The sequence below is a fragment of the Cupriavidus sp. YAF13 genome, from assembly GCF_052113425.1.
Classification (GTDB): domain Bacteria; phylum Pseudomonadota; class Gammaproteobacteria; order Burkholderiales; family Burkholderiaceae; genus Cupriavidus.
Genome location: NZ_JBFRDD010000019.1, coordinates 83,009 through 99,234, shown reverse-complemented (window position 1 = coordinate 99,234; position 16,226 = coordinate 83,009). Strand labels below are relative to the sequence as shown.

General features: G+C 68.5%; 10 protein-coding genes. 7 read left to right on the top strand and 3 right to left on the bottom strand.

What is annotated here, in order from left to right; genetic code table 11:
- The first annotated feature begins 53 nt into the window (after positions 1-53).
- From AB4061_RS17275 to pbpC, 3 genes are read left to right on the top strand one after another with little or no spacing between them, the layout of a single operon-like run.
- Positions 54-6,074, top strand: a complete 6,021-nt coding sequence (locus AB4061_RS17275; protein ID WP_441635824.1) for an MG2 domain-containing protein — start codon at positions 54-56, stop codon at positions 6,072-6,074.
- Positions 6,071-6,772 carry a lysoplasmalogenase gene (locus tag AB4061_RS17270; RefSeq protein WP_441635822.1) on the top strand — a complete coding sequence of 234 codons (702 nt, stop codon included), beginning with the start codon at positions 6,071-6,073 and terminating at the stop codon, positions 6,770-6,772. Before AB4061_RS17275 ends, AB4061_RS17270 begins: the two co-directional genes overlap by 4 nt.
- Positions 6,769-8,970 (top strand): penicillin-binding protein 1C, encoded by a 2,202-nt coding sequence (gene pbpC / locus AB4061_RS17265; RefSeq protein ID WP_441635820.1) that lies wholly within the window; start codon positions 6,769-6,771, stop codon positions 8,968-8,970. Before AB4061_RS17270 ends, pbpC begins: the two co-directional genes overlap by 4 nt.
- Here the strand turns inward: pbpC and AB4061_RS17260 are convergent, their stop codons facing one another.
- Complete coding sequence (locus tag AB4061_RS17260) at positions 8,971-9,897, bottom strand: LysR family transcriptional regulator (protein ID WP_441635818.1); 927 nt, start codon at positions 9,895-9,897, stop codon at positions 8,971-8,973.
- Between the two features lie 55 nt (positions 9,898-9,952).
- Positions 9,953-11,497, bottom strand: a complete 1,545-nt coding sequence (locus AB4061_RS17255) for an MFS transporter (protein ID WP_441635816.1) — start codon at positions 11,495-11,497, stop codon at positions 9,953-9,955.
- 175 nt (positions 11,498-11,672) lie between these two features.
- Here AB4061_RS17255 and AB4061_RS17250 point away from each other — a divergent pair, with 175 nt between their 5' ends.
- From AB4061_RS17250 to AB4061_RS17235, 4 genes are all read left to right on the top strand, one after another.
- Complete coding sequence (locus AB4061_RS17250) at positions 11,673-12,584, top strand: LysR family transcriptional regulator (RefSeq protein ID WP_441635814.1); 912 nt, start codon at positions 11,673-11,675, stop codon at positions 12,582-12,584.
- Between the two features lie 112 nt (positions 12,585-12,696).
- Positions 12,697-13,701 carry an aldo/keto reductase gene (locus AB4061_RS17245; RefSeq protein ID WP_441635812.1) on the top strand — a complete coding sequence of 335 codons (1,005 nt, stop codon included), beginning with the start codon at positions 12,697-12,699 and terminating at the stop codon, positions 13,699-13,701.
- A gap of 97 nt (positions 13,702-13,798) precedes the next feature.
- Positions 13,799-14,758: a delta(1)-pyrroline-2-carboxylate reductase family protein gene (locus AB4061_RS17240; RefSeq protein WP_441635810.1), complete on the top strand. Its 960-nt coding sequence runs from the start codon at positions 13,799-13,801 to the stop codon at positions 14,756-14,758.
- Positions 14,759-14,988: 230 nt separating this feature from the next.
- Entirely contained in the window at positions 14,989-15,717 is a 729-nt protein-coding gene (locus tag AB4061_RS17235; RefSeq protein ID WP_441635808.1) for an OmpW/AlkL family protein, read from the top strand.
- Positions 15,718-15,783: 66 nt separating this feature from the next.
- Here AB4061_RS17235 and AB4061_RS17230 read toward each other — a convergent pair whose 3' ends face one another.
- Positions 15,784-15,996 carry a heavy-metal-associated domain-containing protein gene (locus AB4061_RS17230; protein WP_441635806.1) on the bottom strand — a complete coding sequence of 71 codons (213 nt, stop codon included), beginning with the start codon at positions 15,994-15,996 and terminating at the stop codon, positions 15,784-15,786.
- Positions 15,997-16,226: the final 230 nt, after the last annotated feature.

Sequence of the window (16,226 nt, the reverse complement as noted above, 5' to 3'; positions counted from 1 at the left end):
CTTGCCATCGGCGCATGTCACCCTCGCCGGGTGCCGTAATCGGGAGGGGCAGGATGACGCAGATCGTCGCGCGGATGGACAAGCGTGAGAGACGTGGGTACTGGTGGGCCGCCGCGGCCTGCCTGCAGGCAATGTTGGCGACGATGCCGGGTTCCGGCCAGGCCGCGCAGGTGGTCCGTTTCTCGCCGGAGGGCGAGGTCGCTCGCGTGCGGCAGGTGGCGATCCGCTTTGACGAAGCCATGGTGCCGCTGGGCGACCTGCAGGCGAGCCCGCCCGCCACGGTGTCCTGCAAAGGCAGCGCGATCACCGGACAGGCACGCTGGATCGACGCGAAGAACTGGGCATTCGATTTTGCGCGCGACCTGCCGCCGGGCGTCAATTGCACGGTGCGCATGGCGGCCGGCCTCAAGAGCGAGGCCGGCAAGGCGTACACCGGCAAGCCGGAGTATCGCTTCGAGACCGGCGGGCCCACCGTGGTCTCCGCGCGTCCCGGCGGCGGCGAGATCGAAGAGGACCAGGTCTTTGCGCTGCGCTTCAACGGCCCGGCCACCGCCGACTCGGTGCGCAACGCCGCCTGGTGCCAGGCGCAGGGCCTGGGCGAGCGCATCCCCGTGCGTCTCGTTGCCGGCAAGGAGCGCGACGCCGTGCTGGGCGCGCTGCACTGGAAGCTGAAGGCCGACGAGGCGGATTCCGTCCACCTGCTGGCCTGCCAGCAGCGCCTGCCGTCCGGCGCGCGCATGCAACTGGTGCTGGGCAGCGGCATCGCCACGCCTTCGGGGCTGGCCACGCGCGATGAACGGCGCTTCGACTACACCGTGCGTGAGCCCTTCACCGCGAGCTTTACCTGCGAGCGAGAGCGCGCGCAGTCGCCCTGCACGCCGTTGCGGCCGATCTCGTTGTCGTTCTCCGCGCCGATTTCGCGCAAGGACGCCGAGCATATCCTGCTCAATACGCCCAAAGGCCCGCGCGCCCCGCAGTTCGAGCCGGAAGCGGCGCGCGACGCGCCCGTCAGCAGTGTCAGCTTCAAGCCGCCCTTTGCCGAGAAGGCCGAGTTCACGTTGTCTGTACCCGCTGGCCTGAAGGACGACAGCGGCCGCGTGCTGTCCAATGCCGAGCTGTTCCCGCTCAAGGTGAGCATGGCCGCGATGCCGCCCCTGGCGAAATTCTCGGCCGCGCCGTTCGGCGTGCTCGAGCGTTTTGGCGAGCTGCCCAAGGGCAAGCCAGCGGCCGACTATCCGGCGCTGCTGCCGGTGACGCTGCGCAATGTCGAGGCCGACCTGCCGGCGCAAGGCGTGCGCGCGCAAGCCGGCACGGTACGCCGCCTGAAGGTGGACGACGACGGCGCGGTACTGCGCTGGTACGGGCTGGTTCGCCGGCTGCACGAAGGCAGCTGGACGCGCGGCGAGCTGGATGCCATTCTCGCCGGCCGCTCGCCGTCCGCGGTCAACAACCCGCGCAATGCGCCTGCCATCGAGACCCGCTCCATCTCGCTGCTCGATGGCGTGGCCGGCGCGCGCAAGCTCGCCATCCCGCAACTGGTTGAGCCGGGCGGCAAGGTGCCACGCCCGTTCGAGGTGGTCGGCATTCCCCTGCCCGAAGCCGGCTTCCATGTGGTGGAGATCGCGTCGCCGATGCTGGGCGAGGCGCTGCTTGGCAAGCCGGCACCCATGTACGTGCGCACCGCCGCGCTGGTGACCAACCTCGGCGTGCATTTCAAGCTCGCGCGAGGCCCCGGCAAGATGACCGCGCTGGCATGGGTCACCACGCTCGACGACGGCAAGCCGGTGGCCAACGCCGCGGTGGCGCTGCGCGATTGCAGCGGCAAGCTGCTGGCCTCGGGCCGCACCGATGCCGCCGGGCTGGCGCGTTTCAACGGCCTGGACGACGTGCGCGAGCGCAGTTGCGACGACACCGGGCTGTCGGGCTATTTCGTTTCGGCGCGCATCGCCGCGGACCATCCGCAGGCACGCGGCCAGGCCGACATGGCCTTCGTGATGTCCGACTGGAACCGGGGCATCGAGAGCTGGCGCTTCAATGTGCCGACCGACACCAGCGCGGTGCCGGACGTGCGCGTCCACACCATCTTCGACCGTACCTTGCTGCGTGCCGGCGAGACCGTGTCGATGAAGCACATGATCCGCACCGAGACGGCGAATGGCTTCGCCTTGCCGGGCGCGGGCGATCCCTTGCCGGAGAAGCTGGTCATCCGGCATGAAGGCAGCGGCCAGACTTACGAGCAGCCGGTGCAATGGCGCAGCACCGCTACCGGTGGGCGCAGCGCCGAAAGCACGTTCGCGATTCCCGCCGCGGCGAAGCTGGGCGTCTATACGGTGTCGTTCAGCGATGCGAAGGACCGTGTGCTGGACAGCGGCAGTTTCCGCGTCGAGGCCTTCCGCCTGCCGGTGCTCGCGGGCACGCTCAAGGCCGGCAGCGGCGGGGCGCTGGTAGCCCCGGCGGAGGTGCCGCTCAACCTGGAAGTGCACTACGTCTCGGGTGGCGGCGCGGCAGGCTTGCCGGTGCAGGTGTCGGCGCTGTTGCGCGACAAGTACGTGCGCTTTGCCGACTACGACAGCTATGCCTTCGCCGCCCCGCGCAAGCCGCAAAAGGATAGCAGCGGCGATGAGGACGAGGGCGAGGATGGCAATACGCAGCGCGACGATGCGCAGAAGCTGGTGGCGGACAAACTGCCGCTGAAGCTCGACAAGAACGGCGGCGGCACGCTCACCCTCAAGAACATGCCGAGGCTCGACGCACCCAAGGACCTGGTGGTGGAGTCGGGCTTTGCCGATCCCAACGGCGAGATCCAGACGCTGCGCCAGACGGTGCCGATGTGGCCGGCGGGCGTGGTAGCCGGCATCCGCACGGAGAGCTGGGTCTCGGTCAGGCAGAAGCTTCCCGTGCATGCCGTGGCGCTCGATCCCCAGGGGCGGCCGCAGGCCAACGTGCCGATCTCGCTGCGCGCGCAGGTGCGCATCACCAGCTCGGTGCGCAAGCGTGTGGTGGGCGGCTTCTATCGCTACGACAACCGCAACGAGAACAAGGATCTGGGCATCGTGTGCGAGGGCCGTACCGATGCGCAAGGCCGTATGCAATGCGACGTGACGTTGCCCGAGGCCGGCCAGGTGGAACTGATCGCGCAGGCCCGGGATAACGCGGGACGCGTATCGCAGGCTGCCACCTCGGTCTGGGTGACGCGCCAGGGCGAGCTGTGGTTCGGCGGCGAGAACAACGACCGCATCGACCTGCTGCCCGAGAAGAAGGCCTACGCGCCAGGCGAGACCGCCGTGTTTCAGGTACGCATGCCATTCCGCCATGCCACCGCGCTGGTGGCGGTGGAGCGCGAGGGGGTGCTGGAGACCAGCGTGGTGGAGCTCAACGGGCGCGATCCCACGGTGCGGGTCAAGGTAAGGCCGGAGTGGGGCCCCAATGTGTATGTGTCGGTGCTGGCGTTGCGCGGGCGCTTGCGCGAGGTGCCCTGGTATTCATTCTTCACCTGGGGCTGGCGCCAGCCGACCGAGTGGTGGCAGGCGTTTCGCAGCGAGGGCCGCGAGTATGCCGCGCCGAGCGCGCTGGTGGACCTGTCCAAGCCGGCATTCCGCCTCGGGCTGGCGGAGATCCGCGTGGGCAACGACGGCTATAGGCTCGATGTGAAGGTCACGCCTGACAAGACGAGCTACCCCGTGCGCGGCAAGGCGCAGGTAGCCGTGCAGGTGAAGCTGCCCGACGGCAAGCCTGCCGCCAATGGCGAAGTCGCGCTTGCCGCGGTGGATGAAGCACTGCTGGAGCTGATGCCTAACACGAGCTGGGATCTGCTCGACGCCATGTTGCGCCGGCGCAGTTATGGCGTGGAGACCGCTACCGCGCAGATGGAAATCATCGGCCGGCGCCACTACGGTCGCAAGGCCGTGCCGGCGGGCGGCGGCGGCGGCAAGAGCCCGACGCGCGAGCTGTTCGATACCTTGTTGCTGTGGAATCCGCGCGTGCAGCTAGACGGCGAAGGGCGCGCCACGCTGACAGTGCCCCTCAACGATTCGCTCACGCGATTCCGCATTGTGGCCGTGGCCGACCTGGGCGTGGGCCGCTTCGGCAACGGCAGCGCCACCATTGCTGCCACGCAGGACCTGCAGCTGATCTCGGGACTGCCGCCGCTGGTGCGCGAGGAAGACCGCTATCGCGCTATGTTCACGCTGCGCAATACCACGCAGCGCGCGATGACGGTGCAGGCCGTGGCGCGCGTGAGCCCGCCGGGACAATCCGTGCAGCCGCAGGCGCTGGCTGCACAGACGGTGGAGATTCCCGCGGGCGAATCGCGCGAGATCGGCTGGGATGTGGCCGCGCCGCTGTTGCCGGCGGGCTCGCCGGCCCAGGACGGCACGGTGCAGTGGGAGGTGGAAGCGACCGAGGCCGGCAGGACGGGCGGCGCCAGCGACCGCGTCAAGCTCTCGCAGCAACTGGTGCCGGCGGTGCCGCTTACCGTGCAGCAAGCCACGTTGGCGCAGCTCGCGCCAAACCTGTCGGTGCCGGTACGCGCACCGCAGGGTGCGCTGGCCGATGGTGCGGGCCAGCCTCGCGGTGGCCTGCAGGTGAACCTGCAAGCCTCGCTGGCAGGCGGCATGCCGGGCGTGCGCGCGTGGTTCCGCGACTATCCGTTCTCGTGCCTGGAGCAGCGTGCCTCGCGCGCGATCGGGCTGGGCGATGCGGCGCAGTGGAATGCACTGGCTACGCAGCTGCCCGGCTATCTCGACAACGATGGGCTGGCCTCGTATTTCCCGCTGCAAAACGACGGCAACGCCGGCAGTGAGGTGCTGACCGCCTACCTGCTGGCCGTGTCCGACGAAGCCGTGCGCGCGGGGCTGCCGCTGCGCCTGCCCGACGAATCGCGGGCGCGCATGGAAAGCGGATTGGCCGCGTTCATCGAAGGCCGCATCAAGCGCGAACGCTGGGCACCGACGCAAGACCTGGAAGTGCGCAAGCTGGCGGCGCTAGAGGCGCTCTCGCGCAGCGGGCACGCGCAGGCGCGCATGCTGGGCTCGATCCAGATCCTGCCGGCGCAGTGGCCCACCTCCGCGCTGCTCGACTGGATTGCCGTGCTGTCGCGCGTGCAGGATATCCCGCAAGGCGACGAGCGCCTCGCGCAAGCGCAGCAGATCCTGCGCTCGCGGCTGACCGTGCAAGGCACGCGGCTGGCGTTTTCGACCGAGCGCGACGACAACTGGTGGTGGCTGATGAGCGGCGGCGATCTCAACGCCGCGCGCCTGCTGGCGCTGTCGCTCGACCTGCCCGGCTGGAAGGACGAAAGCGCGCAACTCGCTACCGGCTTGCTCGGCCGGCAGATGCGCGGCGCCTGGGGCACGACCACGGCCAACGCCTGGGGCTCGCTGGCGATCACGCGTTTTGCGCAAGCCTTCGAGAAGACGCCGGTGTCGGGCGCCACGCGCGTGACGCTGGAAGGCGTGGCCGATGCATCGCGCAGCTTCGACTGGGCGCGCGCCGGGAAGGTGGATGGCGTGGCAAGCGGCAGCATCAGCCTGCCGTGGCCACGCGCTGGCGAATCCGCCACGCTGCAGGCCGTGCAGCAAGGCGCCGGCAAACCCTGGGCCACGGTGCGGGCGCTGGCGGCGGTGCCGCTCGCCGCGCCGCTCTCGGCGGGCTACCGCATCACGCGCAGCGTGACGGCGGTGGAGCAGGCGGTGGCGGGCAAGTGGTCGCGCGGCGACACGTACCGCGTGAAGCTGGAGATCGATGCGCAGGCCGACATGACCTGGGTGGTGGTGAGCGACCCGGTGCCCGCCGGCGCCACCATCCTCGGCAGCGGCCTCGGGCGCGACTCGGAGATCGCCACGCGCGGCGAGCGGCGCAAGGGCGCATGGCCGGCGTTCACCGAGCGCACGCCGCAGGCCTTCCGTGAGTATTACGCCTACATGCCGCGCGGCAGTGCCACGGTGGAATACACCGTGCGCCTGAACAATGCCGGCGAGTTCGCCTTGCCGCCCACCCGGGTAGAGGCGATGTACGCGCCGGATGTATTCGGCGCGCAACCCAATGCCAGACTGACCGTAGGAGCACGCCCTTGAGCTGGCTTGCAATGATGATGCCCGCGCGGGTGCGCGAGTGGTGGCTGGCCGGCACGATGGCCGGCCTGGTCTACGGCGGCCTGCTGGTCACCGTCGCGATGGACTCGCCGCCCGGCGCGCCGTTGAACGGGCAGATCGCCTTCCAGCCGTTGTGGAAGACCGCCATGGCGCTGCTGCTGGTGCGCGCCGCGCACTTCCATCCCTTGCGCCGCGAGCGGCGTTGGCTGATGGCGGCGCTGCTGTTCTCCGCGCTGGGGGACTTTCTGTTGGCGATGCCGTGGCTGTCGTTCTCCTTCATCGGCGGCCTTGGGGCTTTCCTGATCGCGCACTTTGCTTACCTTGGCTTGTTCGTGCCCATGGCGGGCGACGGGCGCGCGCATCGCCTGATTGCTTGCGGTGTGGTCGTGGGCGCGGCCGGCGTGATGCTCGCGCGCTTCTGGCCCAATCTGGGCACGTTGGCGGTGCCGGTCTCGGTCTATGTCGGCGCGCTCGCGGCGATGGCCTGCGCCGCGTTGCTGGCGAAACTGCCGACGCCGCTGGCGGCAATCGGTGCGTTGTGTTTCGCCGTGTCCGACGGATTGCTCGGCACCGCGCGGTTCCTCGTGCCGTTCGATACCTTTGCACTCGGCATCTGGTGGACCTACGCGGCCGCGCAAGTGCTGCTGGTGGCCGGCGTGGCTGCCGGGCGGGACAAATGAACACGGGCCTGCGCGCGGTAGCCGTATTGGCCTGCGTGGCCTGCGCGCCCGCGTATGCGCTTGCGTCCTTCGACAGCGTGCGCGCCAGCTGGCGCAGCGCGGATGTGGTGGTGCTCGACCGCCATGGCGAAACCCTGTCCCGCGTGCGCGACGATTTCCGTGCGCGCCGCGGCGACTGGGTCACGCTGGCGGAGATATCGCCCGCGGTGCGCACGGCGATCGTGCTGTCGGAGGACCGCCGCTTCTATGCACACAGCGGCGTGGACTGGCAGGGCGTTGCCGCCGCCGCGTGGGCCAACCTGTGGAACACGCGCACGCGCGGCGCCTCCACCTTGACCATGCAGCTCGCCGGCTTGCTCGACGAGGACCTGCGGCGAGCCGACAGCGGCCGCAGCGTGAGCCAGAAGATGGCGCAGGCCGTGCGCGCAACGGCACTGGAGCGCAACTGGAGCAAGGACCAGATCCTCGAGGCGTATCTCAACCTGGTGCCGTTTCGCGGCGAGCTGGTCGGCCTGTCCGCGCTGTCGCAGGCGCTGTTCGGCAAGTATCCGAGTGGCCTGGATGCACGCGAGGCGGCGCTGGCGGTGGCGCTGGTGCGTGCGCCCAACGCGCGTGCGCCGCAGGTGGCGCAGCGCGCGTGCGGCATCCTGCGCGAGCAGCAATTGCCCAAGGCATGCGATGGGCTGGACGGCTTCGCGCAACTGGCGCTGCTGCGCAGCAGCGGCAGCACCGCGGGCACAACATCGACCCCGGGCCTCACGCCGAACCTCGCACCGCATCTGGCGCGCTTGCTGGTATCGCAAGCCCGCGGCGCTGGCCCGATGCCTGCCACCATCACGTCCACGCTCGATGCCGGCCTGCAACGCATCGCCACGGCGAGCCTGGATCGACATCTGCGCGAGCTTGCCGGGCGCAATGTGGAAGACGGCGCGGTGGTGGTGATCGACAACGCGAGTGGCGACGTGCTGGCCTATGTGGGTTCGTCGGGCGCGTTGTCGGCGGCCGCGCAAGTCGACCACGCGGGGGCGCCGCGCCAGGCGGGATCCACGCTCAAGCCCTTCCTCTATGGGCAGGCACTGGAGGGGCGGCGGCTGACCACGGCGTCGCTGCTGGACGACCGGCCGGTCAACCTGCCCACGGGCGGCGGCGGAGGCCTCTATGTGCCGCAGAACTATGACCGGCAATATGCGGGCTGGGTGAGCATGCGGGCCGCGCTGGCGTCGTCGTTGAACGTGCCGGCCGTGCGCACGCTGGTGATGGTCACGCCGTATCGCTTTCACCAGCGGCTGACCGCGCTCGGTTTGCCGCTGGCGCAGGCGGGCGATTACTACGGCTACAGCCTTGCGCTGGGTAGCGCCGATGTGCCGCTGGTCGCGCTCACCAATGCCTATCGCGCGTTCGCCAACGGCGGGCGTTTTGCGGGCGCGCGGCTGCGCGCCGATGCGCCGCCGGTGACAATGCGCGCGGTGATGTCGCCCGCGGCGAGCTACCTGGTTGCCGACGTGCTGTCGGATCGCCATGCGCGGGCGCGCACGTTTGGCCTGGACAGCCCGCTGACCACCCGCTTCTGGACCGCGGTCAAGACGGGCACGTCGAAGGACATGCGCGACAACTGGTGCGTGGGCTGGTCGCAGCGCTACACGGTTGGCGTGTGGGTGGGAAACGCCAGCGGCGCAAGCATGCATGAGGTTTCGGGCGTATCCGGCGCCGCGCCAGTGTGGCACGAGATCATGGAGGCGCTGCACCGCTCGGTGCCGAGCGTGGCGCCGGCCATGCCTGCCGGCGTGGAGCGTGTGGCGTTGCGCTTCGCCGATGATCTCGAGCCCGCGCGCGATGAGGTCTTCCTCGCGGGTACCGCCATGCGCGTTGTCAACATAGCCAGCGCGGATAGCGTGCGTGCCACCAAGGATCGCGTCGCCGCCATCGCCAGCCCTGCCGACGGCACTGTGTTCGCGCTTGATCCCGATATCCCGCCGGCGGCGCAGCGTGTCTGGTTTCATGCCGAGGGCGTCAGCGGACAGACCGCGCAACGCGTGAGCTGGCGCATCGACGGCAAGCCGCTGGGGCGCGGCGGACAGCTTTCCTGGCTGCCCTGGCCGGGCCGGCACGAGGTGGAGTTGCTGGATGCTGCGGGCAAGGTGGTTGACCGCATCGGCATCGAAGTGCGCGGCGCCGTAGCCAAGGCGCCGCGCCGCTGATCACGCCGGCGCGAGCGGTGCGCGCGCCTTGAGGAAGTCGACGAACACGCGCAGCTTGGCCGGCATCAGCAGGCGGCCCGGGTAGTAGAGGTAGAAGCCATCGAACGGCGGCAGCCAGTCGTCCAGCACCGTGACCAGCTGGCCCGAGGCGAGAGGCGCGCGCAGCAAGGCCTCGAACTCGTAAAGCAGCCCGAGCCCGGCGAGCGCGGCCTGGTGCAGCAGGGCCTTGTCATTCGCGATCAGCGCGACGCCGGTATCGACCGTGGCCTGGCGCGCGGCGTGCATGAACTCCCAGCGATAGACCTGGCCCGCGGGGCCGAAGCGGTAGTGCAGGCAGGCATGCGCCTGCAGGTCGCGCGGCAGCTTGGGCTTGCCACGGCGCGCGAAGTAGTCCGGCGTGCCGGCCACCACCATGCGCATCGGGCCGGTGATGGGAATCGCCACCATGTCGCGCTGCAGCGCTTCGCCCAGGCGCAGCCCCGCATCGAAGCCCTCCGCGATCAGGTCGGTCAAGCGGTCGTCGACGGCCACGTCGACGCAGATCGACGGATAGAGCCGCATGAACTCCACCAGCACCGGTTGCAGCGCGGTGGCCGCAGCCGAGTACGAAGTGGTGATGCGCAGCGTGCCGGCGGGCATTTCGCGCTGCTGGCGCGTGTCGTCGGCAGCGGCCGCGATCTCCGTCAGCGCGGGCTCCACGCGAGCCAGCAGCGCGGCGCCGGCTTCGGACAGGCCGACCCGGCGCGTGGTCCGTTGCAGCAGGCGTACGCCCAGGCGCTGCTCAAGCTGGCGGATGGTCTGCGAGATGGCCGATGGGCTCACCGCCAGCGCGGCGGCGGCGGCGGTGAAGCTGCCCAGGCGCGCCACGCGGACGAAGGCGGCCATGGCGGGCAGCAGGTCGGGGTCAAGGGAGACGTCAGGCTTCATAGTGCGGCGAGGGTAGCATGGCGCGCCTTGCCGCGAGGCGTGCGGCGGCGCGTCGCTAGCGCAAGGCTTCTGGCGCGGATGCCGCCAGATGCGGCAACCGTGAATGGCTAAGCAAGCCGAAGACCAACGCCGCCGACGCAACGGTGATCGCGGCGAGGATATACAGCAGGAGGCGGAAGGCATCGTCATAGCCTTGCACCAGTGCCTGCTCGCTCGCCTGCGGCAGCAGGGCCATGGCGCGGGGCAGGTCGCCCATGGCGAGCCGCTGAGCGGCCTGCGCCAGCGTGGCCGGGGGCGCAGTGGCGATGGCGTGCAGCCTGGACTGGGCAAGCCCGGCAAGCATGGCGCCGACGATGGCCAGGGCAATGCCTTCACCCGCCACCCGCGTGGTGCTGAAGATGCCGGTGGCCATGCCCGCACGCTCCTTGGGCACCACGCTGACGGCGAGGCCATCCATCAGGCCCCAGGGCAGGCTGATGCCAAGGCCAATCGCCAGCATGGGCAGCACCAGCCCGGCGCTCGGCTGGCCCGGTGCGTATTGGGCCAGCCATAGCAGGCCGCCGGCGCACACCAGCAAGCCCAAGCCGCAGATGAGGCCGGCCGAGAGCCAGCGGGTCAGATGGCCGGCCAGCAGCGGGACCACCAGCATGGGTGCGGACAGTGCAATCATCGTGCGGCCGGCTTCGATCGCGCTGTAGCCTTCGATGCCGATCAGGCGGACCGGCAGCAGCACTTGCAATACCACGTACGAATACGCGGGCGCGGCCGCCAGGAATTGCACGCCGACAAAGCGCGGATAGCGAAATAGAGACAGGTCCAGCATAGGCGCGCGCACGCGCTGCTCGATCATGACGAACGCCAGCATCAGCACGGCAGCGCTGGCCAGCAGCAAGACCACCGGCAAGCTGCCCCAGCCGCTGTCCGGCGCGCGCAGCACGGCGTAGGTGAACAAGGTCAGCGCGCCGGTAAAGGTGGCCGCGCCCGGCCAGTCGAGCCCGCTGGCGGCGGGGTCGCGCGACTCGCGCATGCAGCGTGCGCCCAGCACCACTGCGCAAACGGCGATCGCGCCCGCGCTGAGGAAGACGCCGCGCCAGCCGGCTTGCCCGATCAGCCATCCCGCCAGCACCGGCCCGAAGGCGAGTCCCACGCCGAACGTGGTGCCCAGCAAGCTGAAGGCGCGGGTTGCAGCCTGCCCCTCGAACTCCTGCGCCAGCGCTGCCATGCCCCCGGCGAAGGCGGCGGCGCCAGCCACCCCTTGCGCTGCGCGCAGGCCATCCAGCCAGGCGATGTCGGGCGCTGCCGTGAGGGCCAGCGAGCTAAGCGCAAAGCCAGCCATGCCGGCGAGGAAGACACGCTTGCGCCCGAAGCGGTCGGCCAGCGCGCCGGCCGCCATCAGGCAACTGCCGAAACACAGCATGAAGGCGTTGGTGACCCAGTTCAGCGCGATGGGGCTGCCGCCGAGATCGGCGGCGATCGCTGGCAGGGCTACCGCCGGGCCGGTGAAGCTCAGGGGCATGGCCAGCGCGGCGAGACAGACCGCGCCAAGGATCAACAGTGTTTGCGCCGTGGTGCGCGCTGCGTCAGGTGCAGGTTTGGGCATCGGGAGTCCGGTTTGGAGGGCGGGGCGGGGGTCGCATGTTGCTGCCGCCGATGTCACGTGGCTATGGCCATTCGCGAAAGTGGACTGATGATAGGATGGCCTTAATACGTCTTAAAGCACCTGGATTTCCGTGTTTAATGGACAATAATTCTCTAATGAAGCGGCATGGATCGTCATGGATAGTCTTAGTGGCCTGTACGCCTTTGTGCGCGCGGCGCAGACCCGGAGCTTCGTCGCGGCGGGACGGCTTCTTGGTGTCTCGCCATCGGCCATCGGCAAGAGCGTGATGCGGCTCGAGGCCAGGCTCGGCATCCGGCTGTTTCACCGCAGCACGCGGCAGATCCGGCTGACGGATGAGGGCGCGCTTTTCTTCGAGCGCTGCCGCCGCATCCTCGAGGAAATCGACGACGCGGAACTGGAGTTGTCGCGGCTGCGGGAGGCGCCGCGCGGCCGGCTGCGCATCAGCGTGCCGGCAATCGGCTATCGCCTGCTGCTGCCCGACCTGGCTGCGTTTTGCGCCGCCTATCCGGAGATCGAGTTCGACCTGGATTTCAGCGACCGCATGGTGGACGTGGTGGAGGAGGGCTTCGACCTGGTGATCCGCAGCGGCGCGCTGGTGGATTCCCAGCTGATGGCGCGGCGCCTGCGGCCTTTTCGCCAGGTGGTTTGCGCCGCGCCGGACTACTTTGCGCGGCGTGGCATGCCCAGGCGGCCGAAGGACCTGGAGCAGCATGTTTGCCTGCGCTATCGTTTTCCCTCCAGCGGGAAACTCCAGGATTGGGTATTGACGCAAGATGCCGGTGACGAGGAAGTGCGTTTGCCGGGCACGTTCGCCTTGAACAACATCGAAGGCGTGCTGGCCGTGGCGATCGGCGGCCTGGGCATTTGCTACGTGCCGGATTTCGTCGCGCAGGAGGCGTTGAGCGACCAGCGCCTGGTGACGGCGCTGGACACGTACAACGTGGTGCAAGGCACATTCTGGATGCTGTGGCCATCGAGCCGGCACATGCTGCCTAAGCTGCGGGTGCTGGTTGACTTCCTGTCCCGCCGGGAGAACCCGGGATCAGAACCCACTGTGTCCAGCTAAAAAGGGCCTCCGGATTGTGAAGCTGTGCTTCATGACGCATGCAGCGCAGCCGACTGTTTCCGCGCCCCGGCCTTGGCGATACTGCCGAGGTTCCTCAACCAAGGAGTTCCGCATGACCGCACTACGCAAGCTGGGCCGGCATGGCCCACAGGTATTCCCGCTTGGCCTGGGCTGCATGGGCATGAGCGAGTTCTACGGCGCGCATGACGACGCCGAATCTATTCGCACTATCAATCACGCTATAGATAAAGGCGTTAATTTTATCGATACGGCTGATATATATGGCCCGTACACCAATGAAAGCCTGGTAGGCCGGGCCATCGCGGATCGCCGCGACAGCGTGGTGCTGGCGACCAAGTTCGGCATCGTGCGCGACGCCGCCAACCCGGTGGCGCGCGGCGTGGATGGCCGGCCCGAGTATGTGCGAGCCAGCTGTGACGCCAGCCTCAAGCGGCTCGGGGTGGAGCATATCGACCTGTACTACCAGCACCGGGTCGATCCGCAGGTGCCCATCGAGGAAACCGTGGGCGCGATGGCGGAACTGGTGAAGGCGGGCAAGGTGCGCTGGCTGGGACTGTCGGAGGCCGGTGCGCAGACCATCGAGCGCGCGCATGCTGTGCATCCCATCACCGCGCTGCAAAGCGAGTATTCGCTGTGGACGCGCGACGTGGAGGCGGGTGGGGAGCAGAGCATTCTCGCTACGTGCCAGCGGCTCGGCATTGCCTTCGTGCCATACAGCCCGCTGGGCCGGGGTTTCCTGACCGGTGCCATCCGCAGCCCTGAGGATTTCGCGCCGGACGATTACCGCCGTTCCAGCCCGCGTTTCATGGGCGAGAACTTCGCGCGCAACCTGGTGCTGGTGGACAAGGTGAACGCGCTGGCGCGCGAGAAGGGCTGCAGCCCGGCGCAACTGGCGCTGGCGTGGGTGCTGGCGCGTGGCGACATGCTGGTGCCGATCCCCGGCACGCGGCGCGTGGCCAACCTTGACGACAACCTTGGCGCGCTGGACGTGGTGCTGGACGCGGCCGACATGGCGGCCATCGATACCGTGTTCCCGGTGGACGCAGTAGCGGGTACGCGCTATCCGGGGCAGGTGATGTCCTTGCTGGCGCGCTGAACCGGCTGAATCGGCTGAACCAGTAGAGCGTGGGGGGAGGCCGGCGGCGAGTTCGCCGATAATCCAGCATCGCGAACCGCCTCCGGAGTCACCCGCCATGTCCGTTGCCCTGCTAGACGCCGCCCAGACCGCGGCCCGCCTGCCTTACCCCGCTCTGGCCCGCGCCATTGCCGCCATGCTGGCCGAGCTGCGCGCGGGCACGGCCATGGCGCCGCCGCGCATTGCGTTGCCTGTGGGGGACCCCGCCGGCGGGGAAGGCACGCTGCTAGTGATGCCGGCGCGCAACCGGGAGCTGGTGATGACCAAGAACATCACCGTGCACCCCGGGAATCCGCAACGCGGCTTGCCCAACATCCTCGGCGAGGTGGTGGTGGCCGACGCCCATACGGGACGCCGGCTGGCGCTGCTGGACGGGCCGACCGTGACGGGCCGGCGCACCGCCGCCGTGTCGCTGCTGGCGGCGCAGAGCTTCGCGCCGGATCCCGCTGGCGAGCTGTTGATCATCGGTGCCGGCGTGCAGGCGCTGACCCATCTGGAAGCCTTTGCCGCCGGCCTCTCGCCGCGCCGGGTGTGGCTGCATTCGCGCACGACCGCCAAGGCCGAAGCCCTCGCCGCGCATGCGCGCACGCTGGGCGTGGAGGCGCAGACGGTGGATGACGTGCGCGCCGTCTTGCCGCGCGTGTCGATGGTGGTGACGGTGACGTCCAGCCTGGTACCGGTGCTGCCGGACCTGGATAGCGGCCTGTGGCGCGACGATCATTTCATCGCCGCGGTGGGCGCGTTCCGCCCGGAGATGTGCGAGTTGCCCCCGGCGCTTTGCCAGGCGGCCTCGGCGCACGGCCGGCTGCTGGCCGATACCTTGTTCGGCATCGAGGAGGAGGCGGGCGACCTGCTGCAGGCGGGCATCGCCTGGTCCACCGTGCAGCCGTTCGAGCACGCCATTCTCGCCGCGGACGCACTGCGCGCTCGCCGCGGCAGCCCGCTGGTCTTCAAGAGTGTCGGCTATGCCCTGTGGGATCTCGCGGCATGCGTGCTGGCGAGCGCCGGCACTGCGTAATTCCCTTGCAGCGAGTAGGCCTATACCGTGCAGTAGGTTTTTGAGCCGGCGAGCGTCGCAAATTGCATACGGTTTGCCTGGCCGGTTTGGCTCGTTTGCCTGCGTTTTTAATGGTTAACCCGTGATTTAGGGGCGGGCTTCTACAAAAGTGTTAAGCGTTTGAAACAGGCGGGTCACACCAGACGGGATAATGCCTGCCTCGGGTAGAGAGTTAATAAGGAGCAAGAGGCATGTCCCCCAAGAAGATCCTGCTGGCCAGCGTAGCCATGCTAATTGCTGGCGCCGCGCAAGCGCAGAGCGCCGGCAGCAATATTGTCAGCCTGGGCTGGTTCCGCGTGATGCCGACGAGTTCGGCCGATGCGCTGGTCGTCGATAGCATCAGTGGCTTCCCCGTCAACCAGACCAAAGCCGGCACGAGTGCCAAGATCAAGTCCGCGGATACGCTTGGCATCGCGTTCACGCATTTCTTTACCGACAATATCGCAGGCGAAATCGTGGCGGGGATCCCGCCGAAGCACGACGTAGAGGGGGCTGGCACGTTTGCCAAATACGGCACGCTGGGCAATGTGAAGCAATGGAGCCCGGCGGTACTTGTGAAGTACTACTTCGGGGAAGCGAAAACCAAGTTCCGCCCCTACGTGGGCCTTGGCGTGAACTACACGTGGTTCACCGACGAGACCATCAACAACCAGACTTTCGTGCGCTCCGAATTTGGTCCCAACGCCAGGATGACGGCGAGCGCCAAGAGCTCGTGGAATCCGGTGTTCAATGTCGGCGCGACCTACGCCGTCACCGATAACTGGTTCGTTGGCCTGTCGGTGTCCTACCTGCCGCTGTCCAGCACGGCCACGCTCACCACGCAGAACGCGGGTGCGGCAGGCAATGCTACCGTTGTGTCGCATACCAAGATCAAGATCGATCCGGTCGTGACCTACCTGARCGTCGGTTACCGCTTCTAAGCGGCTCGCCAGACGACAAAACGGGCGCCATTGCTGGCGCCCGTTTTGCTTTGTGCTGCTGCCGGCTCAGCCCGCGGCCTGGGTGCTGCCCTTGACGGGATAGCCGGCAGCTTCGATGGCTTCGCGCAGTGCTTGGCCGCTGGCGGCGGCTTCTACCGTGACTGCCTGCGCGGGGATGTCGGCCGACACCTTCGCGGCGGGATCGAGCGCTTGCACGGCGCGGGTGATGGCGCCGACGCAATGGCCGCACGACATGCCTTCAACCTGGAACTGGATCATCTGGAATCTCCTGTTGGTACCTGGGATACGGAATCAAGGCAAGCGCCCGGCCGTCCAAAAAGCGTACCTATCGCTGCGCTGGCCGGGCCGGACTTCGGTCTACCCCTGAAGTTTGCACCTTCCCACTGTGGGAAGCGCAAGGCCTTTTCCGAACGTTCGCGCGCGGCACATGCTGAATGCATTGCTTGCGTGCGGGCTTGACCTTCCCAACATGGTAAGGTCCATGATGT

Coding starts and splice junctions, on each gene's coding strand:
- AB4061_RS17230 (WP_441635806.1), bottom strand. CDS start 15,996: ATGATCCAGTTCCAGGTTGAAGGCATGTCGTGCGGCCATTGCGTCGGC.
- AB4061_RS17255 (WP_441635816.1), bottom strand. CDS start 11,497: ATGCCCAAACCTGCACCTGACGCAGCGCGCACCACGGCGCAAACACTG.
- AB4061_RS17240 (WP_441635810.1), top strand. CDS start 13,799: ATGTCCGTTGCCCTGCTAGACGCCGCCCAGACCGCGGCCCGCCTGCCT.
- pbpC (WP_441635820.1), top strand. CDS start 6,769: ATGAACACGGGCCTGCGCGCGGTAGCCGTATTGGCCTGCGTGGCCTGC.
- AB4061_RS17245 (WP_441635812.1), top strand. CDS start 12,697: ATGACCGCACTACGCAAGCTGGGCCGGCATGGCCCACAGGTATTCCCG.
- AB4061_RS17260 (WP_441635818.1), bottom strand. CDS start 9,897: ATGAAGCCTGACGTCTCCCTTGACCCCGACCTGCTGCCCGCCATGGCC.
- AB4061_RS17250 (WP_441635814.1), top strand. CDS start 11,673: ATGGATAGTCTTAGTGGCCTGTACGCCTTTGTGCGCGCGGCGCAGACC.
- AB4061_RS17275 (WP_441635824.1), top strand. CDS start 54: ATGACGCAGATCGTCGCGCGGATGGACAAGCGTGAGAGACGTGGGTAC.